This window comes from Limnohabitans sp. (assembly GCF_046052765.1).
GTDB lineage: Bacteria > Pseudomonadota > Gammaproteobacteria > Burkholderiales > Burkholderiaceae_C > Limnohabitans.
Genome location: NZ_JAVLFQ010000069.1, coordinates 1 through 16,662, shown reverse-complemented (window position 1 = coordinate 16,662; position 16,662 = coordinate 1). Strand labels below are relative to the sequence as shown.

The 16,662-nt window shown below is 53.3% G+C and carries 14 protein-coding genes; 8 read left to right on the top strand and 6 right to left on the bottom strand.

Features of this window, described 5'->3' with window-relative positions:
• Nucleotides 1–148: 148 nt before the first annotated feature.
• Entirely contained in the window at nucleotides 149–1,933 is a 1,785-nt protein-coding gene (gene uraD, locus AC9UG7_RS10720; protein WP_509587526.1) for a 2-oxo-4-hydroxy-4-carboxy-5-ureidoimidazoline decarboxylase, read from the bottom strand.
• A gap of 81 nt (nucleotides 1,934–2,014) precedes the next feature.
• Here uraD and uraH point away from each other — a divergent pair, with 81 nt between their 5' ends.
• On the top strand, nucleotides 2,015–2,365 hold the full coding sequence (uraH, locus tag AC9UG7_RS10715; RefSeq protein ID WP_509587523.1) for a hydroxyisourate hydrolase: 351 nt from the start codon (nucleotides 2,015–2,017) through the stop codon (nucleotides 2,363–2,365).
• Between the two features lie 33 nt (nucleotides 2,366–2,398).
• Here uraH and AC9UG7_RS10710 read toward each other — a convergent pair whose 3' ends face one another.
• Nucleotides 2,399–2,782, bottom strand: a complete 384-nt coding sequence (locus AC9UG7_RS10710; RefSeq protein ID WP_509587520.1) for a hypothetical protein — start codon at nucleotides 2,780–2,782, stop codon at nucleotides 2,399–2,401.
• 278 nt (nucleotides 2,783–3,060) lie between these two features.
• Here AC9UG7_RS10710 and xdhC point away from each other — a divergent pair, with 278 nt between their 5' ends.
• Nucleotides 3,061–3,861 (top strand): xanthine dehydrogenase accessory protein XdhC, encoded by an 801-nt coding sequence (gene xdhC, locus AC9UG7_RS10705; RefSeq protein ID WP_509587517.1) that lies wholly within the window; start codon nucleotides 3,061–3,063, stop codon nucleotides 3,859–3,861.
• A gap of 108 nt (nucleotides 3,862–3,969) precedes the next feature.
• Nucleotides 3,970–5,181: a urate hydroxylase PuuD gene (locus AC9UG7_RS10700; protein WP_509587514.1), complete on the top strand. Its 1,212-nt coding sequence runs from the start codon at nucleotides 3,970–3,972 to the stop codon at nucleotides 5,179–5,181.
• Here AC9UG7_RS10700 and AC9UG7_RS10695 read toward each other — a convergent pair.
• A complete protein-coding gene (locus tag AC9UG7_RS10695) occupies nucleotides 5,120–5,479 on the bottom strand; it encodes a hypothetical protein (RefSeq protein WP_509587511.1) in 360 nt (119 codons plus the stop codon). The two genes, AC9UG7_RS10700 and AC9UG7_RS10695, sit on opposite strands and share 62 nt — an antisense overlap.
• A gap of 78 nt (nucleotides 5,480–5,557) precedes the next feature.
• Between AC9UG7_RS10695 and AC9UG7_RS10690 the strand changes: the two genes are divergently transcribed.
• Both AC9UG7_RS10690 and AC9UG7_RS10685 read left to right on the top strand, forming a co-directional pair.
• Nucleotides 5,558–6,877, top strand: a complete 1,320-nt coding sequence (locus AC9UG7_RS10690) for a glycerate kinase type-2 family protein (protein ID WP_509587508.1) — start codon at nucleotides 5,558–5,560, stop codon at nucleotides 6,875–6,877.
• 78 nt (nucleotides 6,878–6,955) lie between these two features.
• Nucleotides 6,956–7,774, top strand: a complete 819-nt coding sequence (locus tag AC9UG7_RS10685) for a fatty acid hydroxylase family protein (protein WP_509587561.1) — start codon at nucleotides 6,956–6,958, stop codon at nucleotides 7,772–7,774.
• On the opposite strand, the gene guaD is transcribed toward AC9UG7_RS10685, so the two are convergent.
• From guaD to xdhA, 3 genes are read right to left on the bottom strand one after another with little or no spacing between them, the layout of a single operon-like run.
• On the bottom strand, nucleotides 7,771–9,108 hold the full coding sequence (guaD, locus tag AC9UG7_RS10680) for a guanine deaminase (RefSeq protein WP_509587506.1): 1,338 nt from the start codon (nucleotides 9,106–9,108) through the stop codon (nucleotides 7,771–7,773). The genes AC9UG7_RS10685 and guaD overlap by 4 nt on opposite strands.
• A 48-nt stretch (nucleotides 9,109–9,156) precedes the next feature.
• Entirely contained in the window at nucleotides 9,157–11,439 is a 2,283-nt protein-coding gene (gene xdhB / locus AC9UG7_RS10675) for a xanthine dehydrogenase molybdopterin binding subunit (RefSeq protein WP_509587503.1), read from the bottom strand.
• Nucleotides 11,436–12,866, bottom strand: coding sequence for a xanthine dehydrogenase small subunit (gene xdhA / locus AC9UG7_RS10670; RefSeq protein ID WP_509587500.1), 1,431 nt, complete (start codon nucleotides 12,864–12,866; stop codon nucleotides 11,436–11,438). The genes xdhB and xdhA overlap by 4 nt, the downstream gene beginning before the upstream one ends.
• A 63-nt stretch (nucleotides 12,867–12,929) precedes the next feature.
• On the opposite strand from xdhA, the gene AC9UG7_RS10665 reads away from it, so the two are divergent.
• The 3 genes from AC9UG7_RS10665 to AC9UG7_RS10655 are packed head-to-tail and all read left to right on the top strand — an operon-like array spanning nucleotide 12,930 to nucleotide 16,448.
• On the top strand, nucleotides 12,930–14,450 hold the full coding sequence (locus AC9UG7_RS10665) for an ABC transporter ATP-binding protein (protein ID WP_509587498.1): 1,521 nt from the start codon (nucleotides 12,930–12,932) through the stop codon (nucleotides 14,448–14,450).
• A 1-nt stretch (nucleotide 14,451) separates the two neighbouring features.
• A complete protein-coding gene (locus AC9UG7_RS10660; protein WP_509587495.1) occupies nucleotides 14,452–15,528 on the top strand; it encodes an ABC transporter permease in 1,077 nt (358 codons plus the stop codon).
• Entirely contained in the window at nucleotides 15,528–16,448 is a 921-nt protein-coding gene (locus tag AC9UG7_RS10655; protein WP_509587492.1) for an ABC transporter permease, read from the top strand. Before AC9UG7_RS10660 ends, AC9UG7_RS10655 begins: the two co-directional genes overlap by 1 nt.
• Nucleotides 16,449–16,662 lie beyond the last annotated feature (214 nt).

Sequence of the window (16,662 nt, the reverse complement as noted above, 5' to 3'; positions counted from 1 at the left end):
AGTCATCCGTGCAATTGATAAAAATCAATAAAACATCAAAAATTTGATTCGAACAGGATGATATTCTGAAAAAACGTAAAAATTATTAAATTATCAAAAACTGAATTTTTAAAAATTTTGATAAATCTAGGGTTTACACCGAAATAAATCAGAAAAAATCTTTGATAAGTAACGAAAAAGCGTCAATCGCAAGTTGCATATCGTCAGCAGTGGTGCATTCAAGCGGGTTGTGGCTGATGCCCTGGTTTTCACCACGTACAAATAACATGGCTTGCGGCATCAAGGTATGTAGCTTCATGGCGTCATGTCCAGCCCCGCTGGGCATGTGGTGCAAGGGCAAGCCCAATTGAGAGACTGCCTGTTCCCAACGAGCTTGTAAACCGGGGTCGCTGGGTGCGGCAGCGGCCCGCACAGTTTCTTCGATGGACACATTCAGACTGCGTGCCTCACACACGGCATGCAAATGTTTCAAGATGTCATTTGCCATGGCATCGCGTTGAACATCGCTGGGCGCACGCATGTCCAAGCTGAATTGACAACTGCCAGGCACTACATTGATAGAACCATGCGGCACATGCAGCATGCCAATGGTGGCAACGGAATCACCATCTTGTCGCGCGCGTTGTTCGACATAAATCGCCCAATCTGCGAATCCGGCCACGGCATCGTGCCTTTGATCCATGGGACTGGTTCCCGCATGGCTTGCAGTACCTTTGATGTCGATCAAATAGCGCACACTGCCATTGATAGAAGTGACCACACCTAGCGGCATGTTCAAGCCTTGCAAAACAGGGCCTTGCTCAATATGCACTTCCACAAATCCGAGGTATTGCGCGGCATCTCTTTGAATCGATGGAATATCCGCCGGTTTCAGGCCTGCTTGCGCCATGGCTTCTCTCATGCTGATGCCTTGGTGATCGCTTTGAGACAACCATTCGGTATCAAATTCGCCAGTGAGTGCACTGCTGGATAAAAAAGTGGCTTTGTATCTTTGACCTTCCTCTTCAGCAAAAGCCACCACTTCAATGCCTATATTCAAACGCTGTCCTGTGCGTGCCAGTTCACGCACACAGGCCATGGGGACAAAAATACCCAATCTGCCGTCATATTTGCCGCCGTTGCGCACCGTGTCGTAATGGCTGCCGGTCAGTAAATATTTGGCGCCAGATTGACGCGGGTGGTAGCGCCCGACCACGTTACCGACTGCATCGATGCAGACTTCATCAAATCCACAAGCCAGCATGCCAAGTCTCAATGTTTGGGCGCAGGCCTGATGCGCTGGCGTGAGATAACTGACACTCAATTCGCCATGCTCGATAAAACCGGGGTCGCTGTATTGCGCCAACCATTCATGCCAATCCCATACTTCGCCGCCGAGCAACGGGTGACTTTGGCATTTACCGTGCAGCCGTGTTTCAGCGATGCGGTGTATTTGCCGCAGGCATTCGTGAAATTCAATCGCGGGGGAGTGATGTAAACGTCGCTCTAATTCTTTGAGAATGGCTTGAGGTGTCAAACCCAATCCGCGCGGGCCGCGTACGGCAATGATGAACGGCCAGCCGAAATGCGCTTGGTAACGCTGGTTCAATTGCGCGAGTTGCTCAGCTTGCTCAGGGGTGGACTGCCACAAACCGGCAAGTTGCTGTTCGGTTTGAGAGGCCGTCGTCAAACCGCTGGCAGGCTTGGCAGCCAAAATAGGATGGGCTTTCACCAGCATCAATTGTTGTTCATGGCTGGCGCGAGACACACTGTCTGCCAAAGCCCATTTGAGGTGAGCCAGACTGCGAAAAGGCTTGTGCTGTAGTGCGGCTTGCCCGACCCAAGGGCTGTGTTCATACAAACCTTCAAACCAGGCCAAAGTGTCAGCGTCGCTGGCGTTGTTAAAGCCTTCGAGAGAAAACGGTGTGTGTATGGCGTCTGGTTGGCTTGTCATGTGCGGCAATGTTCGGGCGTTAAACTGGACCAATTAACTATATACCTTGTCAGATCGACTACATCAAAGGGAATACAAACCATGGGCTTGAGTACACATGTGTTGGACACCATGAATGGTTGCCCTGCCGCTGGCATGGCTGTCTCGCTGTTTGCCACTCAGGGTGATCAAGTGCAATTGATCAAATCATTGGTATTGAACGCCGACGGTCGCAGCGATGGTCCTCTGCTAGACAATTCGCAATTGCAACTTGGCACATACCGGTTGGTGTTTGGTGTCAAGGATTATTTTTCAGCGCTTGGGCTTGTACTGCCGCAACCCCATTTTCTGGATAAGGTCAGCTTGGATTTTGGGGTGGCCGAACCCACGCAGCATTACCACGTTCCTTTGCTGGTCAGTCCATGGAGTTATTCCACTTACCGTGGTTCTTAATCACGAGTTTGAAATCAGTTGCATGCCCAATGGTCAATGTTGACCCTCTGTCAATGTATCGAGTTGAAACCGGTTGGTCGAATGCCATAACCAAGTCTCGGTGTAAATCACTTTGCGTAAATTGACAGGCACTGGAAAAGGGCCAGCCTGGCGAACCATGTTTTCAATCGCATGCATCACTTCAGGTACGTGAGACGGCGGTCTGGCCCAAATCAATTCCTGTACTTGGCCATTGGGTCCAATGACAACATCAAGCACAGCCACTGCTTTGAGCAAGGGTGGTAATTTGCCCGAGTAAATTTGGTTCGGGAACTTTTGGTAGATATGCTTGGCAGCATCGATGCGGTATTCTTTGGTCGTACGGGCTAGTGAACGCAAAACATTGACCGGTTCAGCCGCCACAGGTTTATCAGCCAAGGGGGGGGGGCGACGCGTGTTTGTTCGACCGGTATTGGCGAATTCACTGATTTGGGTTTGGCTTCAATCAACTCTTTCGTTTCAGTTTGGGGCATTGAGGCTGGCGCAGGTTTTTTTTGAGCTTTACGCATAGGACTGACGCAAGCCGTCAGATACACAAGCATCAAAAAGATAGATAAGCAATGTATTTGAGAACGTTTCATTTCGCTCCTTGGCGGTGAAACACACAAGACCCGACAATGTGCGCAATTTAACATCCAATCAGAAATGGTGACCTTTTGAATTTTTTAAGGCAATTCATCCACAGACTGGCAAATCAAGACGCTGTTTTGGTGATCGTCAACGACACCCAAGGATCGGTGCCACGCGACACTGGCAGTTACATGGCTGTGTTTGCCGACGGTTTGGTGGGCACCATAGGCGGTGGTCATTTGGAATTTCAAGCCATGGCAACCGCCAGAGATGTGCTGAACCGGCGGGCGCCAGTGCCGCCGATTCAACGTATCGCCTTAGGGCCGTCTTTGGGTCAATGCTGTGGCGGCGTGGTGTACTTGTCGTATGAAATAGTGACACACAGCGATATTGCAGAGCTCATACAACGTCTGCAACCTGCACTCAAACCCGTGGCCTTGTTTGGCGGCGGCCATGTCGGGCACGCATTGGTCAAGGTATTGGGTGAATTGCCTTTTCAGACGCGATGGATAGACAGTCGCGATGAGGTGTTTCCTGATCATTTGCCGGATAACGTCACGGTAGAACATTCAGATCCAGTGCAAGGCGCAGTAACTGAACTGGTCAGTGGCAGTGCGGTGCTGATCATGAGTTTCAGTCACGCAGAAGATTTGGAGATTGTCTCGTCCTGTTTGCACAGACAACGCCAGCGCCAAGATTTGTCTTATATCGGTCTCATAGGCAGTGCGAGCAAATGGTCCAGGTTCAGGCACCGATTGGAGGAACGTGGTTTCGCGCAGGTGGATATTGACCACATCACTTCGCCCATTGGCGTTCCTGGTATTCACAGCAAATTGCCTGAGGTGATTGCAGTATCGGTAGCGGCGCAACTGTTACAACTTCGCTGAAAAGTGAATATGTTTTTCCTGCCAATACAAACAAATTCGCAATCACTTGCAGGGGGTGTCGTCTTCCTCCCGACTTGGTTGCGACACACAGGTTTATAGTCTTGCCCTATGGAAACTTACCTGCTTGAATGGGCACAACTGCTGTTACGCTGGCTGCATGTCATTGTTGCGATTGCTTGGATTGGCTCCTCCTTTTATTTTGTTTTTCTCGACAGCAACCTGGTGCCTCCTGAAGATGAAGCTTTAAAAACCAAAGGTGTAGGCGGAGAAATGTGGGCCGTACATGGCGGCGGTTTTTACAACCCGCAAAAGTACAGCGGTGCGCCTGTACACATCAACAGCAAGCTCCATTGGTTTTACTGGGAAAGCTATGCCACTTGGCTCAGTGGTTTTGGTTTGTTCTGTTTGCTCTATCTCTGGCAAGCGAATGTGTTTTTGGTAGATCCTGCGGTCCATGTGTGGAGCACATGGGCAGCTGGCGCGAGCGCTATGGCCTTTCTAGTGGGGTTCTGGCTTGTCTATGACTCCTTGTGCAAAACCTTGGCTCAGCGCGAGAACGGTGAACGCTGGCTGGGTCTGGTGCTACTGGTTTTGGTAGCTGCTTTGTGCTGGCTTGCCAACCATCTATATGCCGGGCGTGCTGCCTTTGTCTTGATGGGCGCAACGCTTGCCACCACCATGAGCGCCAATGTGTTTTTCTGCATCATTCCGGGCCAGCGTATCGTTGTCAAAGCATTGACCTCTGGCCAACCCTATGACGCCAACGCATTGGCGGTGTATGGCTTGCGCGGTAAACAACGCAGCGTTCACAACACCTATTTCACCTTGCCGGTTTTATTTGCCATGCTGGCTAACCATGAAGGATTGCTTGTGAACCATTCACAACGCTGGGCAATTCTGTTTCTGATGATGCTCGCCGGCGTTTTGATTCGGCAATTCTTTGTGCAAAAACACAGTTGGCACTTGGGCCGTGCGGCTCACCCTTGGCCTTATGCCTTGGCGGGAGTTGCGTTGATTGCTGGCTTGATGCTGGCGCTCATGCCGACCAACACCACCGCATCTATCGAGCGTTCAACACCTGTCACATGGAAGGAAGTGCAAGCCATCGTCAATCAAAGATGCATCAGTTGTCATGGCGAAAAACTGCAAATGAAAAATCTTCGGCTCGATAGCGCTGAGCAAATTCGTGCGAATGCGCAAAATATTTACCAGCAAGTGGTGGTGTTGCGACAAATGCCGATGAGCAATGCCACTCAAATTACTGAGCAGGAGCGTCAAGCTGTGGGGCAGTGGTTTCTGGCGGGGGCGTCTGCGCCCTGATTTTCTTTTCATAAGCTTGTAGCCGCTTTTCTCTTTCTGCCAAGTATTGCTGGTACTCAAACATCATTTGCTGCTTGTGCGCTTCCTTCGCTGTTTCTATGCGTGCATCTTGAAAATACTTGAGTTTGGTGTTGTAGAGTGCTTGCGACAGAAAAGCATCAGCCCCTTTATTGAATAATTTCCAAACTGCCCACGCCAAGACCAGCGGAAAAAATACCAGCGCGGCCAATGTCAGCCAAAGCCCCTCTGTGTCATTGGCTTTATCTTTTAAATACTTCGTGATGTCTGATGCTTGCATGGAATACTTTCTAGGGGAATCGACTTTGGTATCGGCTGTCGTCAGAATAACTTGAGTCCATCCGTTATCCTTAGCCCCATGTCTTTACCTTCTACTCCCCACCAAGACCCCCAAGGGTTTTTGCGCCACTTATTCGACACGGCTGTCGCCCGCGCACAACCGTTGTTGAACATGGCTGGTTTGTTGCCAACACCGCCGCGTGGACGCACGCTGGTGTTGGGGGCTGGCAAAGGGGCGGGCGCGATGGCACAGGCCTTAGAGCAACTGTGGCCGGTTGATTCACGCTTAGAGGGGCTGGTCGTCACGCGCTACCACCACACGCCGCCGCGCCCCGAAGGTCTGCTTCAACGCATTGACGTGGTCGAGGCATCTCATCCAGTGCCCGATCAGGCTGGGATGGATGCCTCTGCCCGCATGTTGGCATTGACCCAAGGACTGAGTTCCGACGATTTGGTGATTTGCCTGGTCTCGGGTGGCGGTTCGGCCTTGTTGACATTGCCAGCCGACGGCTTGAGTCTGGCCGATAAGCAACGCATCAATCGTGAATTGTTGGCATGCGGCGCGCCTATTGGGGAAATGAACACCGTTCGCAAACATTTGTCACGTATCAAAGGCGGTCGCTTGGCTGCCGCTTGTGCGCCGGCACAGGTGTTGACCTTGACCATCAGCGACGTGCCAGGAGACGACCCGGGCGTGATCGCGAGTGGCCCGAGCGTGCCGGATGAAACCACCTGCGATCAGGCATTGGCTTTGCTGGACAGGTATGGCATCGCCATTCCACAGACCGTGCGAACCGCGTTACAAAACGGATCACTGGAAACGCCCAAACCAACGGACGCTGCATTTGTAGGTCATCAAGTGAAGATGATGGCTACACCCATGCAATCCTTGCAAGCTGCAGCAGATGCGGCGCGAGCCACAGGTTTGAATGCATATATCCTCTCCGATGAAATAGAGGGTGAGTCGCGCGAAGTGGCCAAAGTGCATGCAGCACTGGCGCGGGCTGCAGCGAATGGGCACGGACCGTTTCAAAAGCCTTGCGTGATTTTGAGTGGTGGTGAAACCACGGTGACCTTGAGAACACCACAGCCAGGTTTTCCCAAAGGCAAGGGCGGTCGCGCGGGTGAATTTTGCTTGGGGCTGGCCATGGCTTTACAAGGACAAAAGGGCGTTTGGGCGCTGGCGGCGGACACCGATGGCATAGACGGTGTCGAGGATAACGCCGGTGCGCTGGTGACACCGGACAGTTTGCAACGCTGCGAACAACTCGGGTTGAAACCAGCCGCGTTTGCCGATCGCAACGACAGTTACCGCCTGTTCGAAGCCTTAGGCGATTTGGTGGTCAGCGGTCCGACCCATACCAACGTGAACGATTTCAGGGCATTGCTGGTGCTGTGATGTGCTTAAGATGGATGAAAAACGCTTAGCCTCTACCGCTGACAGGAGACATGCATGACTACATTTTCCAGACCCATGGTGATGACCGAGCGCCAACGCCGTTTCAGGGAAACCTACCGCGCCAACATCAGCCCGTTTTACAACGGTTTGTTGCATATTGGAGTGATGTATGCGGTGGGTATCAGTTTGCTGGTGTATTGCTGGGGGCAGCTTGATCACGCCACCTGGGCTTGGTGGATAGTGCTGCCCGTCGCCGTCGCCGGTAACTTCGGCGAATGGGCCATGCATAAATATGTGATGCACCGGCATATCGATGTGTTTGCGCTGCGCGCCATTTACGACAGACACACCCGTCAGCACCATCAGTATTTCACCGATACCGATTACACGATTGACAGCGTGCGTGAATTTCGTATTGTGTTTTTTCCTTGGCGTGTGTTGACGGTATTGGGTATCGGCGGCGGCGCTGTAGCTCTGCTGTGTGCTTATGTGTTTGGTGCGAATGCAGGCTACATTGCATACATGACGGTGATCGGTCACTATGTGTTGTACGAAACTTTTCACTATTGCTGCCATATCCAGGAAAACGCTTTTGTGCGGCATATGCCGTTCATCAATACCATTCGCAGACACCATGCAGCCCATCACAACTTAGGGCTCATGATGCATAAAAACATGAACCTGACGTTTCCACTGGCCGACTGGGTCATGGGCACCAGTGATTTGAAACGATCATTGCTCGGCACCTTGTTCAACGGCTTTGATGAATCGCATATTGACCCGACACTGAAGCCGTTGATTGAAAAATTCCGTGATGGGCAAGTGCAGCAAGACAGCGTGACGCTTGAGGGGCCTGTGTTGAATGCGCAGGAGAGGGCGGCGTTGGGCGGTGTTTAAGCCGTCGGTGAAGCTTGCGTCCCAAGCACTTTCCCGTCCACCACCACTTGCTCCACCAACCTGTCATCGCCCAGCACAATCATGGCGAACAGTTGTGCTTGCAAACTCTCGGCGGCAGAAATGCGTCGCGACAGCAAAGGCGTGGCTTGCGGGTTGAGCACAATGAAATCGGCTTCGCATCCTGCATTCAGATTGCCAATCACGCCAGCTAAGCCCAAGGCCTTGGCTGCACCTGCGGTATGCAGCCACCACAAGTGCTGTGCGCTCAGCGAACGGCCGCTTTGCTGCACGCTTTGACGTGCCACGGTGTAGGCCGCGTGCATGGTGTGGAACGGACTGAAGCTGGTGCCGCCGCCCACATCGCTGGCCAGACCGTGCAACAAGTGGTGTGACTGCGCCAGCGAGAAGTCGAAAAAACCGCTGTCTAAAAAAAGATTACTGCTCGGACATACCGCTGCCGCCGCACCGCGCTCGGCCATCAGGTCGCGGTCATTCGCATCCAGATGCAGGCAGTGGGCGTACACCGAGCGTTCGCGCAGTAAACCCATGTCTTCATACACGCCCAAATAACTTCGCGCTTGGGGAAACAATTCAGCGACCCATGCGATTTCATCCGCGTTTTCAGCGACATGTGATTGCACCCATACATCTGGGTGAGACGCTGCCAATTCACCTGCGCCGCGCAATTGTGCTTCGCTGGAGGTGGGCGCAAATCGTGGGGTGATGGCGTAACCCAATCTGCCGACACCGTGCCATTTTGCGATCAAGGATTCGGTTTCGTAAAGGCTTTGTGCCGCGCTAATGTCTCGCAATCCATCGGGGCTGTGGCGGTCTTGCAGAACTCGCCCGCTGATCATGCGTAATTGACGGCGTTGCGCTTGCGTGAAAAATGCATCCACTGATGCGCTGTGCGCAGTGGCAAATGCAAGTGCTGTGGTCACGCCATGCCGCATCAATTCGTCAAAGAAAAAATCTGCCACTGCGTGAGCATGTGCTGGGTCGGCAAAACGGGTTTCCTGAGGAAATGTGTAGTTGTTTAACCAAGGTAACAATCCGTCAGCAGGCGAGGCAATCACATCGGTTTGCGCGTAATGAATATGCGTGTCTACAAAACCCGGCGCAATCCAGTGGCCGCGCCAATCGGTCGTGGGTAAATGACTATGCGCGGCTTGCAATGCGCGGTAGTCGCCAATGGCGCTGATGCGCGACACACCATCTGCGCCGCGCGTGGTGACCAGCAAGCCATCCGCTTCGAAATGAATCTGATCGCTGTCGGCGTCGGGAAACCAAAGCAGCGAAGCGCGGTAAGCGTGTGAATCTGAAGTGACTGGCATGAAAAATCTAAAGGGTTAGTCGTCGACGAAATTTGTAGGACACGCGCACTAGGCGGTGGTTGAAGCAGGCGTTTGCAATGCCATCAACACGCGCTCAGGCGTCACCGGTGTATTCAATTGAATGGGTGTGTGGCCGCCCAGGGTTTGTCCAACGGCGTCGCGCAAGGCTTCGTAGACACTCATGGCCAACATGAACGGCGGTTCTCCCACGGCTTTGCTGCCGCCTATGGTGTCTTCGCGGTTGGCTTCGTGCCAGAGTTTGATATTGAAGTGTTCGGGAATGTCCGCCGCAGTTGGAATTTTGTAAGTGCTGGCGCCGCGCGTCAATAATTTACCGTCGCTTGCCCACACCAATTCTTCGGTGGTCAACCAACCCAAGCCTTGCACAAACCCCCCTTCGATTTGTCCTATGTCAATGGCAGGGTTGAGTGATTTGCCGACATCGTGAAGTATGTCCACACGCAGCAGTTTGTGTTCACCGGTCAATGTGTCTATGGCGACTTCACTGCACGCTGCACCATAGGCGAAATAAAAGAACGGTCTGCCTGTGAGCGTGTGCCGGTCGTAATGAATTTTTGGCGTGGCATAGAAACCATCGCTCCATAGTTGCACTCGCTGGCTGTAAGCGAATTGCACGGCCTCGACAAAAGTGCGTGGTTTGGCAGGTGTGTGGACTAAGCCTTGTTGGAACACCACTTCCTCTGGTTGGCAATCATCTGCCTTGGCCATGCACAGAGAGATGTTCTGTTTCACTTGCAAGGCGGCCCGCTCGGCGGCGCGGCCATTCAAATCGGTGCCGCTGGATGCGGCGGTCGCACTGGCGTTGGCTATTTTGTCGGTGTCGCTGCTGCTGATGCGAACTTGCGCATTGGGAATACCCAGCACATCAGCAACGATAGCGCAGACTTTGGTGTGTAAGCCTTGGCCCATCTCGGTGCCACCGTGGTTGATGCGCACACTGCCATCGGTGAACACCGAGACCAAGGCGCCGGCTTGGTTGAACTGCGTCGCAGTGAAACTGATGCCGAATTTCACTGGCGTGAGCGCCAAGCCTTTTTTGATGACTGCGTGACTGGCATTCCACTGCGCAATCTCTGTGCGGCGTTGGCGGTAATTGCAATCGTTCGCTAATTGGGTCATCAACTCAGGCAATATATTGTCTTCCACCGTCATGCCGTAAGGTGTGGTGTTGCGAGGTGCTTGCCCGTACAAATTGCGTAAACGCACATCCAAAGGGTCAAGTTGTAATCGACGCGCCATGTCACCCATCACTGTTTCAATCAACATCATGCCTTGTGGACCGCCAAAGCCGCGAAATGCGGTGTGGCTTTGCGTGTTGAGTTTGCTGCGGTGAGAAACAATATCTACATCTGACAAAAAGTAAGCGTTGTCGGTGTGAAACACCGCGCGGTCCGCGACTGGCCCGCTCAGGTCTGCGCTGAAACCACAATGCGCCCATTGGGTGGATTGCAAGGCCAGCAACAAACCGTTGTCGTCAAAACCGGCTTTGAAATCGTGGCTGAATGGATGACGCTTGCCCGTGACCAAAAAATCGTCTTCGCGTGACAAGCGCATTTTCACGGGGCGACCTGTTTTTTTTGCGGCCAGCGCCGCCCACACTGCCAGGTGACCTGCCTGTGTTTCTTTTCCTCCAAATCCCCCGCCCATGCGTCTGCAAACCACCCGCACTGCGTGCATCGGTAGATCCAAGGCATGCGCTACCCAATGCTGTACTTCGCCCGGATGTTGTGTGCTGCTGTGTACCAACCACTCGCCATTGTCCTGAGGAATGGCATACGCAATCTGGGTTTCTAGGTAATAGTGTTCTTGACCACCGATTTCAAGTTGCCCATGCAAATGGTGAGTGGCCGCCTCCATCTGTGCCTGCGAATGACCGCGCGACACGTGCACATGCGGCTGCACAGTGGCTTGTTGAAACTGCGATTGGCGCGCATCAAGCAGCGGTGGCTCGGCTTGTACTTTCAATATGGCGCGATGCGCTGCGGCGCGCGCTTGGGTATGCGAGTTAGCCAATACCAAGCCCAATACTTGCCCGATGTGGTCAACCCTTTCGCTGGCGAACACCGGTTCATCATGGACAAAGGTAGCCAGTAACTTGTCGCCTGGAATGTCGTCAGCTGTGATGACGGCTTGTACACCAGGGCTTGCCAGTACAGCACTCAAGTCCAATGACAAAATGCGTCCGCTGGCTGCGTTGCTGAGAAGCGCAGCGGCATGTAAGGTACCTTCTGTCAATGGCAGGTCATCTATATAGGATGCATGGCCTTGCACATGCAAGTGTGCGCTTTCATGTGTTGCTATGGTGCTCATGGCAGGTCACCCAATTGCACCATGCCATGGCCTTGTTGTTCCAGCCAGGCGCGTTGCATCAGGTTTTGCAACACCTGTCGGCGGTAGTCGGCACTGGCACGCATGTCTGTGATCGGGGAAAACTCTTTACCGATCACTTGTTGCGCTTGTTTGATGGTTGCTTCATTCCAAGTGGTCCCTAGTAGCGCAGCTTCGGTTTTGCTTGCCCTGACTGGTGTCGCTGCAACACCACCTGCACCTATGCGGACGGACACTACCTCGCCTTTTTCTGTGTGTAGCTGCATCGCCAAGCAAACCGCAGAGATATCGTCTTCCACGCGCTTGGATATTTTGTAAACGCCCAACCATTCGCCGGGCTGCGGGTGAGGTACCACAATCCAGCACAGCACTTCATCCGCTGCCAATGCAGTCTGTTTGTAACCAAGGTAAAAATCTTCCAGCGCGACATGGCGGCTGACCATGCGTGCATTGCGTGAGGCCATCAACACCACGTGTGCACCCAGTGCAATCAGCAAGGGCATGCTGTCGCCGATGGGCGAACCGTTGGCTATGTTGCCGCCCAAGGTGCCCGATTGACGCACAGGCCGCCCGGCAAAGCGGTCGGCAAAATGGGCCATCGATGGACGCCGTTCAGACAATGCAGCAAATGCATCATGCAGACTGACTGCCGCGCCGATGGCCATATGGTGTGGGTAATGTTCAATATGTCGCAAGGCTTGAACACGGGTCAGGTCAAGCACCTGATCAAAGCGGAGGTGTTGTTGAGAGACCCACAATCCTGCATCGGTTCCGCCTGCCATCAATGAAGCTTGGGGATACCGTGCACGCAGCTCAAGCAATAAAGGCAAAGTTGTTGGCAGTGCGTAGTACGGGTCAGTCGGGTCTCGTTGGTCAGACCCATCGTTGACAGCAACTGCAGGACTTGCAGTGGGTCGCGGATACAAGTGCATGGCACAAGCGGCATCGAGGATAGGCCTGTAACCGGTGCAACGGCACAGATTTCCCGAGATGGCTTCCATGGCTTCCTCTCGGGTGACGGCGCGCCCGTTGACCCGTTGGTACAAATCGTAAAGACTCATGACAAAACCAGGCGTGCAAAAACCGCATTGGGATGCATGGTGATCCACCATGGCTTGTTGAACCGGGTGAAGTTGTCCGTCGCCAGACAGGTCAGCCGCCGTAGTGACTTGCAAGCCGTGGGCTGAATGCGCCATGCGTATGCAACTGTTAACGGTATGCGATTGACTGCCATCGGGTTGAGATAACACCACGGTACATGCGCCACAGTCGCCGCTGGCGCAGCCCTCCTTGGTATCGGTGGAGCGCAAGTCTTCACGCAACAAGTCAAGCAGGGTGCGCGCCGGTGGTACATTGTCCAACGAATGCCACCGTAGACGGTGAATCAACTCAAGTTTGGGAAATGTCATGCAAACTGTGCCAAGTTGTTTAGCAGCTATTGTTGCACCGGAACCATGGAGCGGGGGGTGCCCATGAGTCAGGCCGCATTGCTCGAATTAAACAGCATCAGCAAACGCTACCCAGCAGTGCTGGCCAATGACCAGATTTCATTGCAAGTCATGCCCGGCCAAATACACGCCATTCTTGGCGAAAACGGCGCAGGTAAATCCACTTTGATGAAAATCATTTACGGCGCTGTGCAACCCGATCAAGGAGACATCCGATTTGACGGTAAGCCGGTGCACATACGTAACCCGCAACAAGCCAGGGCCCTGGGCATCAGCATGGTGTTTCAGCATTTCAGCCTGTTTGATACCTTGAGTGTGGCGCAAAACGTATGGCTGGGTTTGGACAAATCCTTATCACTGGCCGAGGTCAGTCGCCGCATCCGCGACAAAGCCGAGGCCTATGGCCTTGACTTAGAACCTGACCGGCCTGTGCACACGCTCAGTGTGGGAGAAATGCAAAGGGTGGAAATCATCCGTGCTCTTTTGTGCGAGCCGCGTTTATTGATATTGGATGAGCCTACTTCAGTGTTAACGCCTCAAGCGGTGGAAAAGCTGTTCGCTGTATTGCGTCAACTCGTGTCTGAGGGCTGTAGTATTTTGTACATCAGCCACAAACTACACGAAATACGCGCACTGTGCACGCATTGCACTGTATTGCGTGCGGGCAAGGTCACGGGTGTTTGCGATCCGCGCGAGCAAACCAATGCGTCTCTGAGTCAAATGATGATTGGCAGTGAGCCGCCTGCGCTGGTTCACAGTGAACGCAAACGCGGCGCATTGGTGCTGTCAGTCGAGCAACTCAGCTTGCCTCGCTTGGATCCATTTGGGACCCATTTGTCAGCGCTGGATTTACAGGTTCACCAAGGAGAAATTGTTGGCATTGCAGGTGTCTCAGGCAACGGTCAGCGTGAATTGTTGTATGCCCTTAGTGGAGAAGATAGTCGAGCCGCGCCAGGCAGCATACTTCTTGCAGGACACGCCGTGGGCGACAGCGGGCCTGCACAACGCCGCGCTTTAGGGCTGCATTTCGTGCCTGATGAGCGACTCGGGCGCGGTGCCGTGCCTGCATTGAGCTTGGCACACAACCTGTTGCTCACCCGATCTGAGGCTATCAGCGATGCAGGCTGGATCAACATGTCAGCGTTGGCAATGCAAGCGCAGGCCATCATTGACAAATACCGAGTCAAAGCGGGCGGCCCGCAGGCGGCAGCTCAGTCGTTGTCAGGTGGCAATCTGCAAAAGTTCATCGTCGGACGAGAGATCGATGCTTCCCCCCGATTGCTCATTGTTTCTCAGCCGACCTGGGGTGTGGATGTTGGTGCGGCAGCACAAATCCGTGCGGCCTTGGTGGCATTGCGAGACGCGGGATGTGCGGTGCTGGTGGTCAGCGAAGAACTGGACGAATTGTTTGAGCTCTGTGACCGTATGCACGTGATGGCGCAGGGACGCATCTCTCCATCGTTATCGCGCGAACAGGCAACCGTGGCCAAAATCGGCAGCTGGATGAGCGGTTTGTGGACTGAAAAAGAAGAAGTGGTGAATTGACATGTGGACATTAGAAGCCCGACCCGAACCCTCAGGTTTTTGGCGCATTGTCTCGCCTTTGCTGGCTTTGGTGCTGACGGTGGTTCTGGGTGTGTTGTTGTTCATGGCTTTAGGCAAAGACCCGGTCAAAGGTTTGCAGGTTTTTTTCTGGGAACCTATCCGCAGTGGATATGCCTTGGGTGAATTGGTGGTCAAAGCCACGCCCTTGTTATTGATTGCCTTGGGCTTGGCGTTGTGCTTTCGCTCTAACGTTTGGAATATCGGCGCAGAAGGCCAATATGTCATGGGTGCGGTGTTTGCCGCAGGCGTGGCATTGCTGGCAGATAAACACAGTGGCGCTTGGTTTTTTGTGCCAGTACTTTTGGCAGGCTTGGTGGGCGGTATGTGTTGGGCAGCCATCACTGCTTGGTTGCGCGACCGTTTCCACGCCAATGAAATTTTGGTCAGTCTGATGCTGGTGTATGTCGCCATCATGGTGCTGGGTTTTCTGGTCTATGGCCCTTGGAAAGATCCGTTGGGTTACAACTTTCCGCAAACCAAAACCTTTGAGGCCGCGACGCAGGTGCCACGTTTGTTCAAGGGTTCACGGGTCAATATCGGGGTGTTGTTGGCGCTTGCCGGTGTGGTTGCGATGTGGGTGTTTTTATTCCGTACCCGCGCCGGTTGGGCGCAGCAAATCGGCGGACTCGCTCCAGCGGCAGCGCGTTATGCTGGCTTTTCTTCAAGACGCGCCATATGGGTAGCGTTACTGGTCTCAGGTGCTTGTGCAGGGCTGGCTGGCGCTTTGGAGGTTGCAGGCCCCATCGGTCAACTCACGCCCTATGTGCCTGTGGGTTATGGATTCGCCGCCATCATTGTCGCGTTTGTAGGCAGATTGCATCCATTGGGTATGGTGTTCTCGGCTATTTTGATGAGCATGTTTTATATCGGTGGCGAGTTGGCTCAATCGCGCCTGGGCTTACCTAAGTCATTGACGGGTGTGTTCCAAGGTTTGCTGTTGTTCTGTTTGCTTGGGTGTGATGTATTGATGAATTACCGTTTGCGCTGGAAATCTGCTCAAGCGATGGAGGTCGCGTGATGGAAACCTATGCCTTGTTATTTGCCGCCACGCTGAGTGCGGGTACGGTATTGGCCATTGCTGCACTGGGTTTGTTGATCAATGAAAAGGCTGGTATTGTTAACTTAGGTGCTGAGGGCATGATGCTGTGTGCCGCTATTGCAGGTTATGCCACGGTGGTTCATACAGGCAGTGATTGGATGGGCTTTCTTGCAGGCATGGGTGCAGGTGCTGTGTTGGCTTTGTTTTTTGGGGCACTGGTGATTGGCTTGAATACCAATCAGTACGCGACCGGTCTGGCGTTGAGTTTGTTTGGCGTGGGGTTTTCAGCGTTTGTAGGAACCAGTTATGTACAGGCCAAATTACCAGAAAGACTCAGCTATGAAGTGCCCTATTTGGCTGACTTGCCAGAGATTGGACCCGCCTTGTTTCGCCAGCACCCTATGGTTTATTTGGCGATAGGTTTCACCTTGGCATTGATTTGGTTTTTTGAACGTACCCGCGCCGGTTTGGTGTTACGTGCGGTCGGCGAGTCGCCTCAGTCTGCCCATGCATTGGGTTATCCGGTGCGACGCATCAGGCTGGCGGCGGTGGTGTGTGGCGGTGCATTGTGCGGTCTGGCGGGTGCTTACATATCGGTGATTTACACACCCCTGTGGGTGGAGGGCATGATCGCGGGTAAGGGCTGGATTGCGCTGGCATTAACCACGTTTGCCACTTGGCGGCCAGCGCGGATTTTGCTTGGTGCGTATTTGTTTGGTGGTGTCACCATGCTGCAATTTCATTTGCAGGCCACCGGTTTGGAAGTACCCAGCCAATTTTTGAGTATGTTGCCTTATATCGCCACCATCGTGGTGCTGGCGCTGATTTCTCGCAATCCACAATGGATTCGGGTGAACATGCCGGCGTCCTTGGGTAAGCCGTTTTATCCTGGGTCTTAGGTGGTGGGAGAAATTGGGGTCAGGGAATTGGGGTCAGATGCGGGAATGGGGGTCAGAGAAATTGGGGTCAGATGCGGGAATTGGGGTCAGATACCAATTCCCGCATCTGACCCCAATTTCTCGGGACCCAATTTTTTGAAAACCCATGGAAAACCCTGCCAATCAAGGCCATAATGCGGTTTTCCTTGCCCCCAACTCTGACGATTTTTTCTTT